This window comes from Paractinoplanes tereljensis (assembly GCF_016862435.1).
GTDB classification, from domain to species: domain Bacteria; phylum Actinomycetota; class Actinomycetes; order Mycobacteriales; family Micromonosporaceae; genus Actinoplanes; species Actinoplanes tereljensis.
In genome coordinates this window covers 169,935-186,602 of the sequence record NZ_BOMY01000034.1, presented here as the reverse complement: position 1 = coordinate 186,602, position 16,668 = coordinate 169,935, and the positions used below count along the sequence as shown (strand labels likewise).

8 protein-coding genes and 1 pseudogene are annotated in these 16,668 nt (G+C 73.1%); 2 read left to right on the top strand and 7 right to left on the bottom strand.

The features are described 5' to 3' along the window. Positions 1-72 precede the first annotated feature (72 nt). Positions 73-6,843: pseudogene (locus Ate02nite_RS48945) on the top strand (SDR family NAD(P)-dependent oxidoreductase); the annotation flags it as partial. Here the strand turns inward: Ate02nite_RS48945 and Ate02nite_RS25940 are convergent. The 3 genes from Ate02nite_RS25940 to Ate02nite_RS25930 all read right to left on the bottom strand — a co-directional run bounded on the left by Ate02nite_RS25940 (position 6,799) and on the right by Ate02nite_RS25930 (position 11,684). Continuing rightward, the gene (locus tag Ate02nite_RS25940; protein ID WP_239147689.1) at positions 6,799-8,655 is read right to left on the bottom strand and encodes a stealth family protein; all 1,857 of its coding nucleotides are present in this window, start codon (positions 8,653-8,655) and stop codon (positions 6,799-6,801) included. The pseudogene Ate02nite_RS48945 and the gene Ate02nite_RS25940 sit on opposite strands and share 45 nt — an antisense overlap. 52 nt (positions 8,656-8,707) lie before the next feature. Further along, positions 8,708-10,954: a putative bifunctional diguanylate cyclase/phosphodiesterase gene (locus Ate02nite_RS25935; RefSeq protein ID WP_203809983.1), complete on the bottom strand. Its 2,247-nt coding sequence runs from the start codon at positions 10,952-10,954 to the stop codon at positions 8,708-8,710. Positions 10,955-11,018: 64 nt separating this feature from the next. Beyond that, positions 11,019-11,684: a TetR/AcrR family transcriptional regulator gene (locus Ate02nite_RS25930; RefSeq protein ID WP_203809981.1), complete on the bottom strand. Its 666-nt coding sequence runs from the start codon at positions 11,682-11,684 to the stop codon at positions 11,019-11,021. A 101-nt stretch (positions 11,685-11,785) separates the two neighbouring features. Here Ate02nite_RS25930 and Ate02nite_RS25925 point away from each other — a divergent pair, with 101 nt between their 5' ends. After that, positions 11,786-12,718, top strand: coding sequence for an SDR family NAD(P)-dependent oxidoreductase (locus tag Ate02nite_RS25925; RefSeq protein WP_203809979.1), 933 nt, complete (start codon positions 11,786-11,788; stop codon positions 12,716-12,718). On the opposite strand, the gene Ate02nite_RS25920 is transcribed toward Ate02nite_RS25925, so the two are convergent. Genes Ate02nite_RS25920 through Ate02nite_RS25905 form a run of 4 tightly spaced genes read right to left on the bottom strand, consistent with a single transcriptional unit; the run spans position 12,628 to position 16,667 of the window. Next, positions 12,628-13,617: a nitroreductase family protein gene (locus Ate02nite_RS25920; protein ID WP_239147688.1), complete on the bottom strand. Its 990-nt coding sequence runs from the start codon at positions 13,615-13,617 to the stop codon at positions 12,628-12,630. The genes Ate02nite_RS25925 and Ate02nite_RS25920 overlap by 91 nt on opposite strands. Then, positions 13,601-14,704 carry a GNAT family N-acetyltransferase gene (locus Ate02nite_RS25915; protein WP_203809977.1) on the bottom strand — a complete coding sequence of 368 codons (1,104 nt, stop codon included), beginning with the start codon at positions 14,702-14,704 and terminating at the stop codon, positions 13,601-13,603. The genes Ate02nite_RS25920 and Ate02nite_RS25915 overlap by 17 nt, the downstream gene beginning before the upstream one ends. Beyond that, positions 14,701-15,156 (bottom strand): DUF4188 domain-containing protein, encoded by a 456-nt coding sequence (locus Ate02nite_RS25910; protein WP_203809975.1) that lies wholly within the window; start codon positions 15,154-15,156, stop codon positions 14,701-14,703. Before Ate02nite_RS25910 ends, Ate02nite_RS25915 begins: the two co-directional genes overlap by 4 nt. Further along, positions 15,153-16,667 (bottom strand): phenylacetate--CoA ligase family protein, encoded by a 1,515-nt coding sequence (locus Ate02nite_RS25905; RefSeq protein ID WP_203809973.1) that lies wholly within the window; start codon positions 16,665-16,667, stop codon positions 15,153-15,155. Before Ate02nite_RS25905 ends, Ate02nite_RS25910 begins: the two co-directional genes overlap by 4 nt. Position 16,668: the final 1 nt, after the last annotated feature.

Genomic DNA, 16,668 nt, shown 5'->3' with positions numbered 1-16,668 from the left:
CGGAGCCACGTGCGTCGATCTGCCATCGTGTCCCCCGTGCATACGTCCATTGTCGAACTTCTGCGCCGGCACGCCGACGAGCGGCCCGCCCACCCCGCGTTCGTGGCCGGTGGGCGGCAGCTCACCTTCGCCGAGCTGGAGGAACGGACCCGGCGGTTCGCGGCCGGCCTGGCCGCCCTCGGGGTGGAGCGCGGCGACCCGGTCCTGGTGAACCTGCCGGCCGGGCTCGACGCGGTGGTCGCGGTGCTCGGGGTGGTGCGGGCGGCCGGGATCGGCGTGCCGGTCAACCCGCGGTCGTCGACCGCCGAGCTCGCCGCCTTCGTGGACGACTGCCGGCCCCGGCTGGTGGTGACCGACATCGACCCAGTCCTCACCGCCGGTGACGGGCCCGCGCGCGACGACCTCGGCCCGGACGAGGACGCCTGGATCCACTACACCTCGGGCAGCACCGGCCGGCCGAAGGGAGTGGTGTCGAGCCAGGCCCGCTGGCTGGACACGGTGGTCCGGGTGATGACCGTGCTCGGCGTCGGGGAGGACGACCGCCTGCTCTGGCCGCTTCCGCTGCACCACGCGCTCGGCCACGCCCGCTGCCTGCTGGGGGTGCTGGTCACCGGGGCGACCGCGACGATCCTGGACCATCCGTCGGACGCCGAGCTGATCGACGCCGTCGAGAGCACCGCGCCGACCGTCCTGACCGGAGTGCCGACCACCTACCACCGGCTGCTGGCCACACTCGGCGAGCGGCGACTGGCCGTACCGTCGCTGCGGGTGTGCGTCACCGGCGGCGCCCCGTGCCCGGCCGAGATGCGGCTCAGCGTCCGGCGGGCGCTCGGGGTTCCGCTGGTGAACAGCTACGGCAGCACCGAGACCTGCGGCGCGATCGCACTGGAGACACCGGGACCGATCCCGGTCGACGGCTCGGTCGGCCGGATCACCGCCTTCGAGGCCCGGATCGTCCGGCCGGGAACCGGGGAACCGCTGCCACCGGGCGCCGAGGGCGAGCTCTGGCTGCGCGGGCCCGGCGTCATGCGCGGTTACCACAACCAGCCCGAGGCCACCGCCGAGGTGCTCACCGACGGCTGGTACCACACCGGCGACCTGGCCCGCCTGGTCGACGATGACCTGCTGGTGCTGACCGGGCGGGCCGGTGACCTGATCATTCGCGGCGGCGCCAACGTGCACCCGGCCGAGATCGAGAAGGTGCTGCTGGCACTGCCCGGGGTGGCCGACGCCATGGTGGCCGGCCGGCCACATCACCGGCTCGGGCAGGTGGCCGTCGGCTACGTCGTGCCGGCCGCCGGGGGAGCCGATCCGGTGGCGCTGCTGGCCGCCTGCCGCAGCCGCCTGTCGGCCGGCCGGGCCCCCGACGAGATCCGCCTGGTCACCGCCATCCCGCGCACCGACACCGGCAAGGTGATACGGCACGCGCCGCCGCTCGAGGAGCCATCGCGGGCCGACGACGATCCGATCGCGATCGTCGCGATGGCCTGCCGTTATCCCGGCGGGGTGCGCTCGCCGGAGGACCTGTGGGACCTGGTCGTCCGGGAGACCGACGCGATCACCGGCTTCCCGGACGACCGTGGCTGGGATCCCGATCTCTACGACCCCGACCCGGACCGGGCCGGCCGCACGTACACCCGGGACGGTGGCTTCCTGCACGACGCGACCGGGTTCGACCCGGCGCCGTTCGGCATCGGACCGGCCGAGGCCCTGGCCATGGACCCGCAGCAGCGGCTTCTCCTGGAGACCGCCTGGGAGCTGTGGGAACGGGCCGGCATCGACCCGGCCACCGTCCGGGGCAGCGACACCGGCACGTACGTCGGCCTGATGTACCGCGACTACGCCGGCTCGGCCCTCGACCCGACGGCGGAGCTGGAGGGACACCTGGGGCTGGGCTCGGCCGGCAGTGTCGCGTCCGGCCGGATCGCCTACACGTTCGGGCTCACCGGACCGGCCGTCACGGTCGACACCGCCTGCTCGTCGTCGCTTGTCGCACTGCACTGGGCGGCCAAGGCGCTGCGGTCCGGCGAGTGCGCCCTGGCCATCGCGGGCGGCGCGACGGTGATGTCCACCCCGGGCCCGTTCGTCGGCTTCAGCCGGCTGCGCGGACTCGCCCCGGACGGCCGGGTCAAGGCGTTCGCGACCGGCGCCGACGGCACCGGCTGGGCCGAGGGAGCCGGCCTGCTCCTGCTGGAACGGCTCTCCGACGCCCGCCGGCACGGCCACCCGGTGCTCGGCCTGCTGCGCGGCTCGGCGGTCGGTTCGGACGGCGCCTCCAACGGGCTCGCCGCCCCGCACGGCCCGGCCCAGCAGCGGGTGCTGCGGGCCGCTCTGGCCGACGCCCGGCTGACCCCGGCCGACGTCGACCTGGCCGAGGCGCACGGCACCGGCACCCCGCTCGGTGACCCGATCGAGGCGCAGGCACTTCTCGCCGTGTACGGCCGGGACCGGCCGGCCGGCCGGCCGCTGTGGCTGGGCTCGGTGAAGTCCAATATCGGTCACACCCAGGCCGCCGCCGGGGTGGCCGGCGTGATCAAGATGGTGGCCGCGATGCGGCACGGCCGGATGCCCCGCACCCTGCACGCCGACCAGCCCACCGACAAGGTCGACTGGACCGCCGGCGACGTCTCGCTGCTGACCGCCGCCCGGGACTGGCCGGAGACCGGGCGTCCGCGCCGGGCCGCGGTCTCCTCGTTCGGCATCTCCGGCACGAACGCCCACGTGATCCTCGAACAGGCGCCGTTGGATCTGTCGGCTTTCGAGGCCTCGGAGGCGGGGCCCTTGCTGTTGTCCGCGGCAGACGAGCCGGGTCTGCGCGCCCTGGCGGGGCAACTGCTGGCGCACGGCCCGCTGGACGCCGCCGCGCTGGGCACCCGGGCCGCCCAGCGTCGCCGGGCCGCGATCCTCGGCGACGGCGGACTGGCCGCGCTCGCCGCCGGTGCGGCCCACCCCGCCCTGGTGCTCGGCGACGGCCGCCCGGCCGGGCAGGTCGCCTTCGTCTTCCCCGGTCAGGGCGCGCAACGGCCGGGTATGCGGGAGATGCTGACCTCGCCGCTGTTCCGGTCGGCCTACGACGAGGTGCTGGCCGAGTTCGCGGTACCCGCCGGCGCCGATCTCGACCGCACCGAGAACGCCCAGCCGGTGCTGTTCGCGTTCGGCGTGGCTGCGTACCGCCTGCTGCGGTCCTGGGGTGTCCGCCCCGGCGTCCTGGTCGGACACTCGGTCGGCGAGCTGGCCGCCGCGCACGTCGCCGGGATCCTCGCGCTGCCCGACGCGGTCCGCCTGGTCGCCGCGCGGGCCCGGCTGATGGGCGCGCTGCCGCCGGGCGGCGCCATGGTCGCCGTAGACGCCGCCGAGGACGAGGTGCGGCCGCTGCTGGGTTCGCGGGCCGGCCTGGCCGCGGTCAACGGCCCCCGGTCGATCACCCTCTCCGGCGACGAGGACGCCGTCGCGGCCATCGCCGCGACGCTGCGCGACCGCGGCTACCGGACCACCGCGCTGCGAGTCAGTCACGCTTTCCATTCGGTACGGATGGAGCCGATGCTCGCGGAGTTCGCCGAGGTCGCCCGTTCGCTGACCTACCAGGCCCCGGCGATTCCGATCGTCTCCACCCTGACCGGCCGCCCGGCCACCGGCGACGACCTGCGCGACGCCGGCTACTGGGTGCGGCAGGTCCGCGAGCCGGTGCGGTTCGCCGCCGCGGCCGGCACGCTGACCGGGATCACCGTCGAGCTGGGCCCCCGTCCCACGCTGACCCACCTGGTCCCCGGCCACGCCGTGCCGATGTCCGACGACACCGCCGCCCGGCTGTGGGCGGCCGGCGTCCACCTGGACCGGCCGGCGGTGCTCGGCCACGGCGACCCGAGGCGGGCCGCCGCCCTGCCCACCTACCCGTTCCAGCGCCGCCGGTTCTGGCTCACCGACACCGTCCGCGCGCCCCGGATCCTGACCTCGGACACCGGCCGGCTGTCCCTGCGCACCCATCCCTGGCTGCGCGATCACGCGCTGGGCGGCACCCCGCTGGTGCCGGGCACGCTGCTGGCCGAGCTGGCGGTGACCGCCGGCGAGCAGGCCGGGGTGCCGGTCGTCGCGGAACTCGTCGCCGAGCGCCCCCTGGAACTGCCCGACGACGACGCGGTCGAGCTGCGCGTGCTGCTCGGCGAGCCGGCCGCCGACGGCGCCCGCAGCCTGGAGATCCAGGCCGGACGGTCCGGCGCCTGGACGCGGCACGCCACCGGCACCTGCCGCCCGGATTCCGCCGCACCGTCGCCGTGGCCGTGGGTGCGCACCTGGCCGCCGCCGGACGCGGAACCGGCCGACCTCGGCGACCTGTACGCCGGCGGCGACTACGGTCCCGCCTTCCGCGGGGTCACCGCCGCCTGGCGTTCTGGCGACACCATGTACGCCGAACTGCGCCTGCCGGTCTCCGCGGCCGGCGCCGGCACCGACCTGCACGCCGCGCTGACCGACGCCGCACTGCATCCCGCGCGGCTGTTCGAGGCGGCCGCGCGAGAACCACGCCTGCCGTTCGTCTTCACCGGCGTCCGCCGCTGGGCCGGCGACGCCACGCGGGCCCGCGTCCGGCTCACCCGCGACCCGGCCCGCCGCGACCGGCTCGCGGTGCAGCTGTCCACCGAGGACGGCACCCCACTGCTGGAGATCGAGTCGCTGACCCTGCGTGCAGTGCCCCGCGCCCTGCTCACCCCGGCGTTGGTCCCGGTCCCGATCCCAGCCGACGGCCCGGCCCCGGTTGTGCTCGACCTCGACACCATCGACCCGGCCGGCCCGGCCGACGTGCGCGACCAGGTGTGGAACGCGGTTCTCGCCCTGCGCGGGCGCCTGCCCGGCCCGGCCCGCCTGGTCATCACCACCCGGTCGGCGGCCGTGGCCGGGCTGGTGCGGGTCGCTGCCGCCGAATATCCCGGCCGGGTGGGCCTGGTCGCCCACGACGGCACCGCCGAGTCGCTGCGCGCGCTGCCCGGCGCGATCCGGGTCGCCGCCACCGAAGCCGAGGCTGGCCTCCGCAGAGGCATGGTCGGCGTGCCCCGGCTCGTCCGCGCTGCCATCGCGGAACCCCGCGCGGGGTCCGGCGTTCGGCCGGGTGCGGGCGAGGCGGACGGTATTTCGTTCGGGTCCGGGACTGTGTTGATCACCGGTGGCACCGGGGCGCTGGCTGGGCTGATCGCTCGGCATCTCGTTGCCGCCTATGGGGTGCGGCACCTGCTGCTGGTCAGCCGGCAGGGCGACCGGGCGCCGCGGGCGGCGGGCCTGCGCGCTGACCTCGGCGACGCCGTCACCATCGTCGCCGCCGACGTCTCGGAACGCTCCGACGTTGCCGATCTGCTGGCCAAGGCCGATCCGCCGGTCAGCGCGGTGGTGCACACCGCCGGGGTGCTCAGCGACGGCACCCTCGAGGGACTTACCCGGGATCGGGTCGACGACGTGCTGCGGCCCAAGGTCGACGCCGCCTGGCATCTGCATGAGCTGACCCGGGACCTGGCCGCGTTCGTGCTGTTCTCCTCGGCGTCCGGGCTGCTCGGCAACCCGGGCCAGGGCCCGTATGCGGCCGGCAACGCCTTCCTGGACGACCTGGCCCGGCGCCGCCACGATGCCGGTCAGCCGGGCCGGTCGGTGGCCTGGGGCCCGCTCGACCTGGACGGCGGCATGCCGGTGACCAACCGCTCCCGGCTGCGTCCGCTGACCCCGGCCGAGATCACGGCCGCCTTCGACGCGGCGCTGCGGGCCGCCGAACCGGTGGTCGCCCCGCTGCCGCCGGGCAGCTCGCGCCCGGTCACCACCGCGGAGCCGGTGGCGACCGGGCAGCCCGAGGTCCTGGCCGGCCTGACCGGGGCTGAACTGGTGACCGCGGCCGAGACGCTTATCCGCACCGAGGTGGCCGGCGAGCTGGGCTATCCGGACGCGTCCCCGGTGGACCTCGGCGCCGCCTTCACCGACCAGGGCCTGGACTCGGTCGGCTCGATCCAGCTGCGCACCCGCCTGGTGGCCGCGACCGGGATAGCCATGCCGGCCACCGTGGTCTTCGACCATCCCACTCCGGCCGCCCTGGCCCGCTGGATCGCCGAAGAACACAACCGGGCACCCGCCCCAGCCGCGACGGCCTCGACTGCCGGGGTGGCCGGCGATGTGGCGGCGGGAGTGCCGGCACTGTTCCACGCGATTCTCGGGGCGGGGCGGCCTGAGCTGGCGGTGAATCTGCTGATCAGCGCATCGGCCGCGCCGCTGGGGGAGGACGACGGCGGGGTGCCCGCTCCGGTGCGCCTGGCTGAGGCCGACGACGGACCGGTGCTCGTGTGCCTGCCCTCGTACGGGCCGTTTCCGCATCTTGAGTTCCAGGCGTTCGCTCGGGCTGCCGGCGGTGCTGTCACCGTCGTACCGCTGCCGGGTTTTGAATCTTTGGTCTCTCGGCCTTCCTCGCTGGCGTCGGTCACCGCCTCGCTGGCCGAGGGAGCCCTCCGGGCGGCCGAGGGGCGGCCGTTCGTCCTGGTCGGAAGGTCCAGCGGCGGCCATCTGGCGCACCTGGTCGCGGAGCACCTGGAGGGCGCCGGAAACCCGGCGGCGGCCCTTGTGCTGCTCGACACCTACGAGAACGACCACGACGGCCACGACAACCTGCGGGCCACCCTGGTGGCGACCGGCCTGACCCGGATGCGGGCCCGGCTGAGCCCGGAGGCCGAGCGAACCCTGATGCTGGCCGCCGGCACCTACATCCGGCTGCTCTTCGACTGGCGGCCCCGGCCGCTGACCACGCCGAGCCTGCTGGTGGCGGCGGCCGACCTGCTACCTGGCCTGCCCACCGGATGGCGGGCGGCCCGATCGGTGCCGCACACCCGGATCGAGGTTCCCGGCGACCACTTCAGCATGCTCAACGTCCACGCCCGGACCACCGCCGCCGCGGTGCGGGCATGGCTGGGCGCCGAGGCCCAGCTGGGTGGCGCTGAGCGCGGACCGCTCGGCGGTCACGTCGTCGGGCAGCTCGAAGGGTGAGCGGAACGGGAAGTAGCGGGGCAGGAAGTCGGCCATGATGGCGAGCTGCTCGGCCTGAGCGACCACCGCCGAGTCGGTGTCGTTCAGGCAGAAGACGTCGGTGGCCCGCCGGGCCAGCAGGAACGCCAGCCGGGCCGGCGTGGAGGGATGGGCGAGATCGGCGTACGTGTATTTGATGCTGCCGGGTACCGCCCGGCCGGTCAGATAGGCCCAGTAGTGCTGCAGTGACGACGGGATGGACAGGTCCTCGGGGTGCCGGAACGGGTGCTGCGCGGTGTGCAGCACCTCATCCGGGATGGTCCGTTCGATCTCTTCGAGGACGCTGCGCTGCAACGGGTACGGCACGTGCTGCATCTTCTGCGTGATGCCCCGGCCGAACCGGTCCAGGACATGCTGCCGGTTGTTCTTGCCGGCCGCGGTGACCGGCGCGTCGAAGGCGGTCGCCGGGCCGGCCTCCAATTGGGCCGACGAGAGGAAGAATTTGGCGATCCCGTTGGCGTGGAAGAACGCGGTCGGCGGCACCGGCCGGCCGAGGAACATGTCGTCGTTGAAGTAGATGAAGTGCTCGGCCAGCCCGGGGATCAGGTGCAGCCGGGACTCGATCGCGTGCGAGTTGAACGTCGGCAGCGAGCCGGTGCCGGCGAACAGGTCCCGGTGACTGATCACGGTCAGCCCGGGGTGCGAGTCGTCCAGCCACGGCGGGATCTGGTCGTCGGTGACCACGTGGATCCGCCGGATCCAGGGTGCGAAGGCGACGATCGAGCGCAGCGCGTACTTGAGTTCGTCGCGGCTGGTGAACCGGGACTGGTTGGCCGCGATCGCGTTGATCTGCTGCGCGCCGATCGCGGCCAGGGTCGCGTTCTTGCGGTCGAGCCAGTCCGGATCGTCGCCGTCGACCCAGGTGAAGACCGCGTCGATCGGGAAGCGGACGTCGTCGGGGGCGGCGTCGGCGAACTCGGCCCGGGTCCGGTAACGGGGTTCGTCGCCGGTCGCGGGCAGCATCCGGTTGATCGTGGCGGCGCCGACCCGGACCGACGGGCCGTCCACCGGCAGGGCGGCGGCGACCCGGTTGCGGCGCGGGCCGACGAGCATCGCCGGGGCGCCGTCCTCGCCCGGCAGCTCCTGCCAGAACTCGATCTCGCAGGCCGACCCGCTACCCAGGACGGTGGTGCCGCGCGGGTCGGTGAACGGGAAGAAGACCTGCACGCCGGTCCGTGCGGCCCGGCCGGCCCGGAACCCGGCGTCGGTGATCCGCCCGGTGCGGATCCGCGCCCCGGCCAGTTCGGCGGCCGACCGGAGGGCGTCCAGCGTGCGGGCCCGGTCCCGGCGGTGCACCGCCACCACGCTGTGCGCGTCGTCGACCGGGCGGACACAGAAGTGGTCGACGCCCTCCCGGTCGAGCACGGTGGTCACCGCGTCGAGGTTCTGCTGCCAGGCCCGGGCCGCGGTCATCTCGGTCACCACCAGGGCCAGAACAGCACGACCCCCATCCCGTACGCGGATCAGCGCCCCCGCCGCGGCCGGGCGCGGCAGCGACCGTTGCCGGGTGAGCTGCCGGACCAGCCACAGCTGCCGGTGCGGCGGCAGCAGCTGGATCAGCCGCAGCCGATAGCGCTTGGGGAGGATGCGGTACATCCGGACGGCGATCACAGCGCCGGAACGTAATGAGCACTTCTATGTTTGACCTGTGGTTACGCCATGATCAGCTCAGGACGCGGCGCGATTCCAGCAGCTCGGCCAAGGCCGGGCCGGGCATCGGGCGGGCGAAGTGGTAACCCTGGCCGTAGCCGCAGCCCATCTCGACCAGGCAGCGGGCCTGCTCGGCGGTCTCGATGCCCTCGGCCACCACGTGCAGCTTGTAGGCCTGGGCCAGCCGCACGATGGCCTCGGCCACGGCGTACGTGTCGGGATCGGTGTCGATGCCGGTGACGAACGAGCGGTCGATCTTCAGCACGGTGACCGGCAGTGACCGCAGGTAGCTCAGCGCGGCATAGCCGGTGCCGAAGTCGTCGACCGAGATGCCGATGCCCATCTCCCGCAGCGTGTTCAGCCGGGCCACGGTCTGCTCGTCGGGCTGCAGGATCACGCTCTCGGTCAGCTCCAGGACGAGGCGGTCGGCGGGGAAGCCGGTCTCGGCCAGGATCTCCCGGATGGTCTCGACCAGGGCCGGCTGGGTGACCTGCCGGGCCGAGAGGTTGACGTTCAGCCACACCGACTCGGCGGCCGGGTTCGCCGCCCGCCACCCGGCGACCTGCCGGCACGCGTCGCGCAGCACCCACTCGCCGATCGGGATCACCGCGCCGGTCTCCTCGGCCAGGTCGATGAACGCGCCCGGCATCAGCAGGCCGCGGGTCGGGTGGTTCCAGCGCACCAGCGCCTCGACCGACATGCCCCCGCCGCCGGTCAGCGAGACCACCGGCTGGAAGTGCACGACCAGTTCGTCGCCGGCCACCGCCCGGCGCAGTTCGGCGTCGCGGGCGCGGGTGTCCAGCTCCGGGGTGTAGACCCGGAAGTGGCCGCGGCCGGAGCGCTTCACCGCGTACATGGCGGCGTCGGCGTGGGCGAGCAGCTGCTCGGTGTCGAGGGTGGTCTCGTCCCGGAACGCGACGCCGATGCTCGCTTCGATGGACAGCAGCGCGTCCCCGAAGATCACCGGCGTGCGCAGCGCGTCGACCAGCCGCTGGGCGATGCCCTCGGCGGCGGCCCGGGTCGGCAGGGCGGGCAGCACGACGGCGAACTCGTCGCCGCCGAGCCGGCCGGCCGTGTCGCCGGAGCGGATCACCGCGCGCAGGGCGGCCGCGACCGCCTTGAGCACGGCGTCGCCGGCCTCGTGGCCGTACGCGTCGTTGATCGGCTTGAAGCGGTCGAGGTCGATCAGCAGGACCGCGCTGTGCCGGTCGGCGCGCAGCGGCTGCCGGGTCACCTCGGCCAGGCGCTCGGCGATCAGGGCGCGGTTGGACAGCCCGGTGAGCGGGTCGGTGACGGCCAGCCGGCGGTTCTCCCGCTGGGCGTACATCTGCCGGGCGATCACCAGGGCGGTGATCACGATGGCGCCGATGATCATGCCGCCGAGCGGGTACAGCGACTGCTCCCGGGCGACGAAGGCCAGCAGGCCGGAGGCCAGGGCGACCGCGCCGTACGGCAGCCAGCCGAGCCGGCCGCGACCGGGGCGCTCGGCCGGGGCCGGGCCGTTCTGGCGCAGGCGGCGGTGCACGGCGAGCAGGGTCAGCACGGCACCGGCCGCCCACAGCAGGTAGGGCCAGTCGCCGGGCCGGAAATAGACCCCGAACTGCACGTACGCGATCGTGTAGGTGCTGTCGGCGACCACCTTGAAGGCCATCGACCCGCCCAGCAGGGCCACCGCGGCACCGGTCTCCGAGCGGCGCAGCAGCAACGTGATCAGCGCGAAGAGCAGCAGCAGGTCGAGCACCGGCACGGCGGTCGAGAAGATGATCACCTCGGGGTCGGCGCCCGGGGTCTGCAGCAGCGGGCCGATCTCCAGGTACCAGAGCGTCATGCAGGCCCCGGCCACGATGATCAGCGAGTCGATCAGCAGCTTGACCCGTTCGGCCCGGTTGCGGTGCGCGGCCGGCAGCAGCAACAGCCCGGCCACCACGAACGGGATCGCCCCCGCGTACAGGTAGTCGGAGAAGGCCGGGTACCCGGGTTTCTGGATCAGCGAGGCCACGTGCGCCACGACCTGGCAGACGAACGACACCTCGAGCAGGATCCAGGCCCGGCGCTCGCGCTGGTCCAGCCCGCCCGCCAGGATCAGCCGGAGCCCGAGGACCGCGGTCAGCACGACGGCGGGCAGGTAGGCCAGGTTGTTGATCACTCCGGCCGAGGAGCCGCTGCCCCATCCGGTGACGAACTGAACGAGGACCGCGCCGAGCAGGGCGCACGATCCCCACACCGATGCGGTCAGCAGCCGGTTTCGCCCTTGTGCCATACCGGCAAGTTCGGCCGCGAGCGGGCGTTGTTGCGCCGGTCACCCGTTGCGAGCCGGGTGCAACTCAATCCCGGGGGAGGGTGCCCAGGATCGCGGTGATGATCGCGAGCCGCAGCGACGGGCCCAGCTCGAACTGGAGTGCGGCCAGACCGGGTTCGTGCTGGTAGGCGGCGAGCACGCTGGCCGGCGGCGAGCAGTAGGACGACAGGGCACCCGCCATGATCAGGGCTTGCAGGCAGACCGTCTGGGCGTCGTCGCCCACCTCCGGCAGGTGGTGCCGGATGAGGTCGATCGCCTGCCCGAGGATCTCGACGGTGGCCCGCTTGTGGCGCAGGATGACCTCGACCGAGACGTTGTGCTCCAGCACGCCACCCTGCGCGCCGATCAGGTCGCACAGCTGCACCCGGGCGGCGAGCGACCGGCTGAGGACGTCGGCCAGCTGCCCGGCCCGCTCGGTCGCGGGCCGGTCCGGGTCGACGCCGGCCGCCAGCTCGGCGGTCACCTCGGGCAGCCAGGCCCGCAGGAAGTAGTCGAGCAGTTCGAGCAGCACCGCCTCGCGGGACTCGAAATAGCGCAGCACGTTCGACTTGGCCAGGCCGACCCGCCGGCTCAGCTCGTTGAGGCTCACGTCGGCCACCGGCATCTCGCAGAGCATCGCCGCCGCGGTGTCCAGGATCGCCTGCCGGCGGGCTTCCCGCTGTTCGTCGCTGCGGGCCCGTTGGAACGTCATGCCCTCCACCTTATCTTAAAGACCGCCGGTCTCTTGACATCAGACCGCCGGTCTCTTAACGTTGTCGGCATAAGAGACCGGCGGTACTTTAGGAGGACGAGATGAGCAGGAACTGGACCGAGCAGGACATCCCCGACCAGCGCGGGCGGGTGGCGATCGTGACCGGAGCCAACACCGGCCTGGGCTTCGCGACGGCCAAGGCACTGGCCGGGCGTGGCGCCTCGGTGGTGCTGGCGGTGCGCAACGTTGACAAGGGCAAACAGGCCGCCGCCCAGATGGCCGGCGACGTCACCGTGCAGGAACTCGACCTGACCTCCCTCGCGTCGGTCCGGGCCGCGGCGGCCGACCTGCGCGCCGCCCACCCGCGGATCGACCTGCTGATCAACAACGCCGGGGTGATGTACACCCCGAAGGGCACCACCCGGGACGGCTTCGAGACCCAGTTCGGCACCAACCACCTAGGCCACTTCGCGCTCACCGGGCTGCTGCTCGACCGGCTCCTGCCGGTGGCCGGCTCCCGGGTGGTGACGGTCAGCAGCGTCGGGCACCGCATCCGGGCCGCGATCCACTTCGACGACCTGCAGTGGGAGCACTCCTACAGCCGGGTCGGCGCCTACGGGCAGGCCAAGCTGGCCAACCTGATGTTCACCTACGAGCTGCAGCGGCGGCTCGCGGAGCACGGCACGACCATCGCGGTGGCCGCGCATCCCGGTGTGTCCGACACCGAGCTGGCCCGCAACACCCCGGCCTTCCTGCGCCTGCCGCTGACCTGGCTCGGGCCGGTGCTCACCCAGAAGCCGGCCAGGGGCGCGCTGCCCACGCTGCGGGCCGCGACCGACCCGGCCGTCCAGGGCGGGCAGTACTACGGACCCGACGGCATCGGCGAGGTCCGCGGCAACCCCCGGCTGGTCGCCTCCAGCCCGGCCTCGCACGACGCGTCCGTTCAGCGTCGCCTGTGGGCCGTCTCCGAGGAACTGACCGGCGTGTCCTTCCCGTTCGACGCCGGGATCCGGGCCGAGCGGGCCGGTTCCTGAAGCGGGTGCCCGGCCCGGAAAACGGCCAGGGCCGAAAAGCCAACTTCCAGACCCAAAAGGCCTTCGAGGGTACGGGCGGTAGCCGCGCAGTCCAGGATCTGGCTCAGTGGATGCACCGCGAGTCCGCGCTCGGACAGATCGAGCCACACCCGCATCAGCGTCCGGCCCTGCTCCACCAGGTGCTCGGCGGTGTCCGCCCGGCCGACGAGCACCAGCACGTCACCGTCGTACCGCAGCAGGCTCCGGGGGCTCGCGGCGAGCACCGCGGGCAGGCCGAGCCGGCGACCGGCGGCGTAGGCGACGGGGGAGAGGGCGGCGGCGAGCCCGGCCGCCTCCAGCCGGGACAGTCCCAGTGCGCGGTCGGTGAGGCCGTCGAGCGCGTACCGCGGATGACGGGGCGACAGCCGCAGCCACTGCCGTAGCTCGCGGGCGACGGCCGGGGTGCCGAACATCCGGCGATCGGATTCGGACAACATCCCGGCCAGCCGCCGGGAGGGAAGCCGGCGAACACCGGCCGTCGGCTCCGGAAGATGGCCGGGCCGGTAGGGGCCGCGGGCGCAGCGGCGACGGTCGACCGCCGCGGCGGAGAACGGCGTGGCGTACGCTGTGCCGGCCGCGACTATCCGGGCCACCCGCCGCTCGTCCTCGTCGACCGCGATCTCCGCGCGCACGGCCAGCCCGGCGCCGGTGGCGACGATCAGGCACGTCTCGACGAACGCGCCGAGCGACAGGAACAGGTCCCGCCGGGTCGGGTCCGAATCCGGCAGCGCACGATCCGGATCCCAATGAACAGTGACCTCTTCCTCGGCGTACCGAAGGATCCAGGGTTGGGTGTTGTGGGCGCTCGGCGCCCGCCGGCAGGCGTCCTCCCGGCGCCGCAGCTCATCGACCCAGCTCATCGGCCTGCCTTTGATATTCGGGCGGCCTTTGGTAGAAGGTGTAACCGTGCAGCGGGCGACCGCCCATCCTCGGATACTGCGCGGCCGACGCCGGGTTGTCCCGTTCCACGAACGTGCTGCGCAGCGTGCGGTAGCCACCGGCGACCAGGTTGCGGAACAGCTCGCGGGACAGCAGGGTCAGATAGCCCCGGCCCTGCTCGCCGGGCACGGTCCCCTTGATGATCAGCACCGCCTCGTCGCGGTAGCGGCCCCGGGTGGCCAGCAACCGCAGCTGGTTGACCAGGCCGAGGTCGCCGCGCCGGGCCATCAGGAACCGGGAGACGTCCGGCACGGTGACCACGAAGGCGACCGGGCGGCCGTCCTTCTCCAGCCACATCAGCAGCGACTCGTCGAGCAGGTAGGCCAGCCCGTCGGTCTGCGCCGCCAGCTCGTCCGCGTCGATCTCGGTGTAGTAGCCCAGCCGGGCGAAGCTGGCATTGAGCATCTCCCGCAGGATCGGCAGCTGCTCGCCGAACCGCCGGCGCGAACCGTGCCGCAGCACCAGATTTTCCGCGGCCAGGCGCTCGTCGTCGAATCGGAACAGCGCGTCCGGGTCGGCGTCGGGCAGGTCGCAGCGCCAGGTGTCGGACTCGAACCGGCGGGTGAAGCCATGCCGTTCGTAGGTGGCCGGGTAGTAGGCCGGGTTCCAGGTCGAGTCGATGAAGCCCCGCTCGTCGAAACCGGAGGTGATCACGCCGCCGGTCTGGTTCGGCAGCAGGCCCACCGGCCCGAACAGGTCCCGCCCCCGCTCCGCCATCAGCTGGAAGAGCGCGGCGGCCACCGCGTCGTCGTCGACGAACTCGGTCAGGCCGAACAACTGCAGGTCGCGGCCGAGCTTGGCGTCGAGCCGCGGGTCGCGGTGCAGGCAGGTGCGGCCCACCACCTCGCCTTTCCGATCGCGCACGAGATAGAACTCGGCCTTCCCGCGCCACCAGCCGGCCAGCACGGCGTTGGCCATCGGCACGTATCGGTCGGCCGGGTGCAGCCGCATCGGCAAGGCCTGGAATTCCCGCAGCCCGGCCCGGTCGGTGACCAGGTCGAGCCTCATCGCGCGGCCTTCCGGTGCACGGGCGGGCCGGCCGTCTCGGTGGACAGCGCGGAGAAGTCCGCGATGTGCGCCATCGGCTCGTCCTCGGCCCGCCAGACGCCGTTGGTGTAACCGTCCCGGTCGGCGGTGTAGAGCCGGATGTATCCGCCGGTGGCGTGCCGGGTGCCGTGGTCGGCGACCCAGCACATCAGGGCGCGGTGGTGCTTGGAGCGGGCGAATTTGAGCATCGCGTCGCGGTCGGCGAAGAACGCGATCGTGCCGAGCGTGAACGGCCACTGCCAGTAGACCCGGTGCCAGCGATAACCCCGCATCCGCCGCATCTGCCGGACGAGACGAAACCAGGTCAAACTCAAAACCACGATGTCGTACGGGCTCCGATAGCGCGTGGCTCCTACGAACATCGCGGTGGCCTGACCCAGCGGCGGCGCCTGGGAGAAGTCGTCGGTCCTCATGCCGTACTCCTCGTCAGGTAAACGTTCTTGATCTTTCCGTCGGTGCCGTGGAACGGGCCGTCGCCGTGGTCGTGGACGCGGACCCGCAGGTCGGCGGCGGACGGGTCCTCGGCCAGCGACTCGGCGAAGTCGCGGCTCACCCCGGCGAGGTAGCGCAGCAGCCCGGCCCGGCAGAGGTCGGCGAGTTCCCGCCGCTCGTCCGGGGTGGACGTGCCGCGTAGCTGCACGTCGACGGTCGGCCGGGCCTCCAGGTCGGCGCGCTCCTCCAGGCACAGCCGGAAGCTCTCGATCAGGTGCGCCATCGGGTTGCCGGTGTACAGGCCGTACTCGACGTCCTGCGGGTAGATGTTGGCGCCCATGTAGGACACCGTGCTGTCCTTGCGCCCGAACAGGAACAGCAGCGGCAAGCGCATCCGGTCGACCCGCCAGGCCGCCTCGGCTTCCGGCCCGGCCGCCCGCATCACGACGTCGAACGGCAGCAGCCGGCCCTCGTCGCCGATGTTGTAGCGGACCTTCGGGTTGAGCACCGCGGTGGTGTTGATGGTGCAAAGAATCTCCTGGTCCGGCGTGGTCTCCAGGTAGGTCTCCAGGGGGTTGTACTGGAAGATCATCGGCAGCCGGTGCTCGTCCGGCCCGAGCAGCGCGGCCCGCAGCCCGGCGTCGGTCCGCAGCCGGCGCCGCAGCCAGACGGTGAAGTCGGTCTCCCCGGCCATTCCGATCGTCAGGTCGCTCGCGCCGTAACCGGAGCGCACCTTGTCGAACCGCTGCTCCAGGTAGTCGCGCAGCGCCTCGGTCATCCCCTCGCCGCCGACCAGCGCCGACAGCCGGTAGCCGGCCCACGGGAAGCCGTCCGCGTCCATCCGGTCGAGAAGATGCTTCAGAAACGGCGGGTACGCCGTGATCACGTAGTCGAAGCCCGGCCCGAAGTGCCGCAACGTGTCGATGATCTTGTCCAGGTCCGGCCCGGTGTTCTTGACCATCGCCACCCGGGCCATCGCGATCCCGGTGTTGGTGCCGGTGGCCCACGCGCCCATCGAGTACGCGTTGATGACGAACCGGCGCCGGGACGGAAAGACCAGGGTGGTGTAGCCGGCCAGGTTCTTGTGCACGGTGCGCAGCTCGCGCCGGCTGCGCACCCAGTTGTACGGCCGGCCCGACGAGCCGGAGGACTCGTCGACGACGCTGCCCGCGATCGCGAGGCGGCCACCCCAGCAGCGCTGTTCCTCCGGGTAGGCGGCCACGTAGGACACCTTGTCGGTGGGCGGGTAGCAGGACAGGTCGAACCAGCGGAACCGCCAGTCGTTGCGGCGGAGGAAATCGCCGTACGCGGGCACGTCGATCGCCGCGAACTGGCAGGTCATCCAGGCGTGGACGCGACCGAACCCGGCCATCCAGGGCCGGTAGTTCCTCGCCATCACCCGCCAGGCCACCGGGTGCACCCGGTACAGCCCGTAGATCCAGCTCAATGCCGTGCTGGCGAACCGCAAAAGCCATTGCCGCACGTACGTCATG

Excerpts from the sequence above, each read along its gene's own strand:
- Ate02nite_RS25935 (WP_203809983.1), bottom strand. The coding sequence starts at position 10,954 with ATGGCACAAGGGCGAAACCGGCTGCTGACCGCATCGGTGTGGGGATCG.
- Ate02nite_RS25930 (WP_203809981.1), bottom strand. The coding sequence starts at position 11,684 with ATGACGTTCCAACGGGCCCGCAGCGACGAACAGCGGGAAGCCCGCCGG.
- Ate02nite_RS25925 (WP_203809979.1), top strand. The coding sequence starts at position 11,786 with ATGAGCAGGAACTGGACCGAGCAGGACATCCCCGACCAGCGCGGGCGG.
- Ate02nite_RS25920 (WP_239147688.1), bottom strand. The coding sequence starts at position 13,617 with ATGAGCTGGGTCGATGAGCTGCGGCGCCGGGAGGACGCCTGCCGGCGG.
- Ate02nite_RS25915 (WP_203809977.1), bottom strand. The coding sequence starts at position 14,704 with ATGAGGCTCGACCTGGTCACCGACCGGGCCGGGCTGCGGGAATTCCAG.
- Ate02nite_RS25910 (WP_203809975.1), bottom strand. The coding sequence starts at position 15,156 with ATGAGGACCGACGACTTCTCCCAGGCGCCGCCGCTGGGTCAGGCCACC.
- Ate02nite_RS25905 (WP_203809973.1), bottom strand. The coding sequence starts at position 16,667 with ATGACGTACGTGCGGCAATGGCTTTTGCGGTTCGCCAGCACGGCATTG.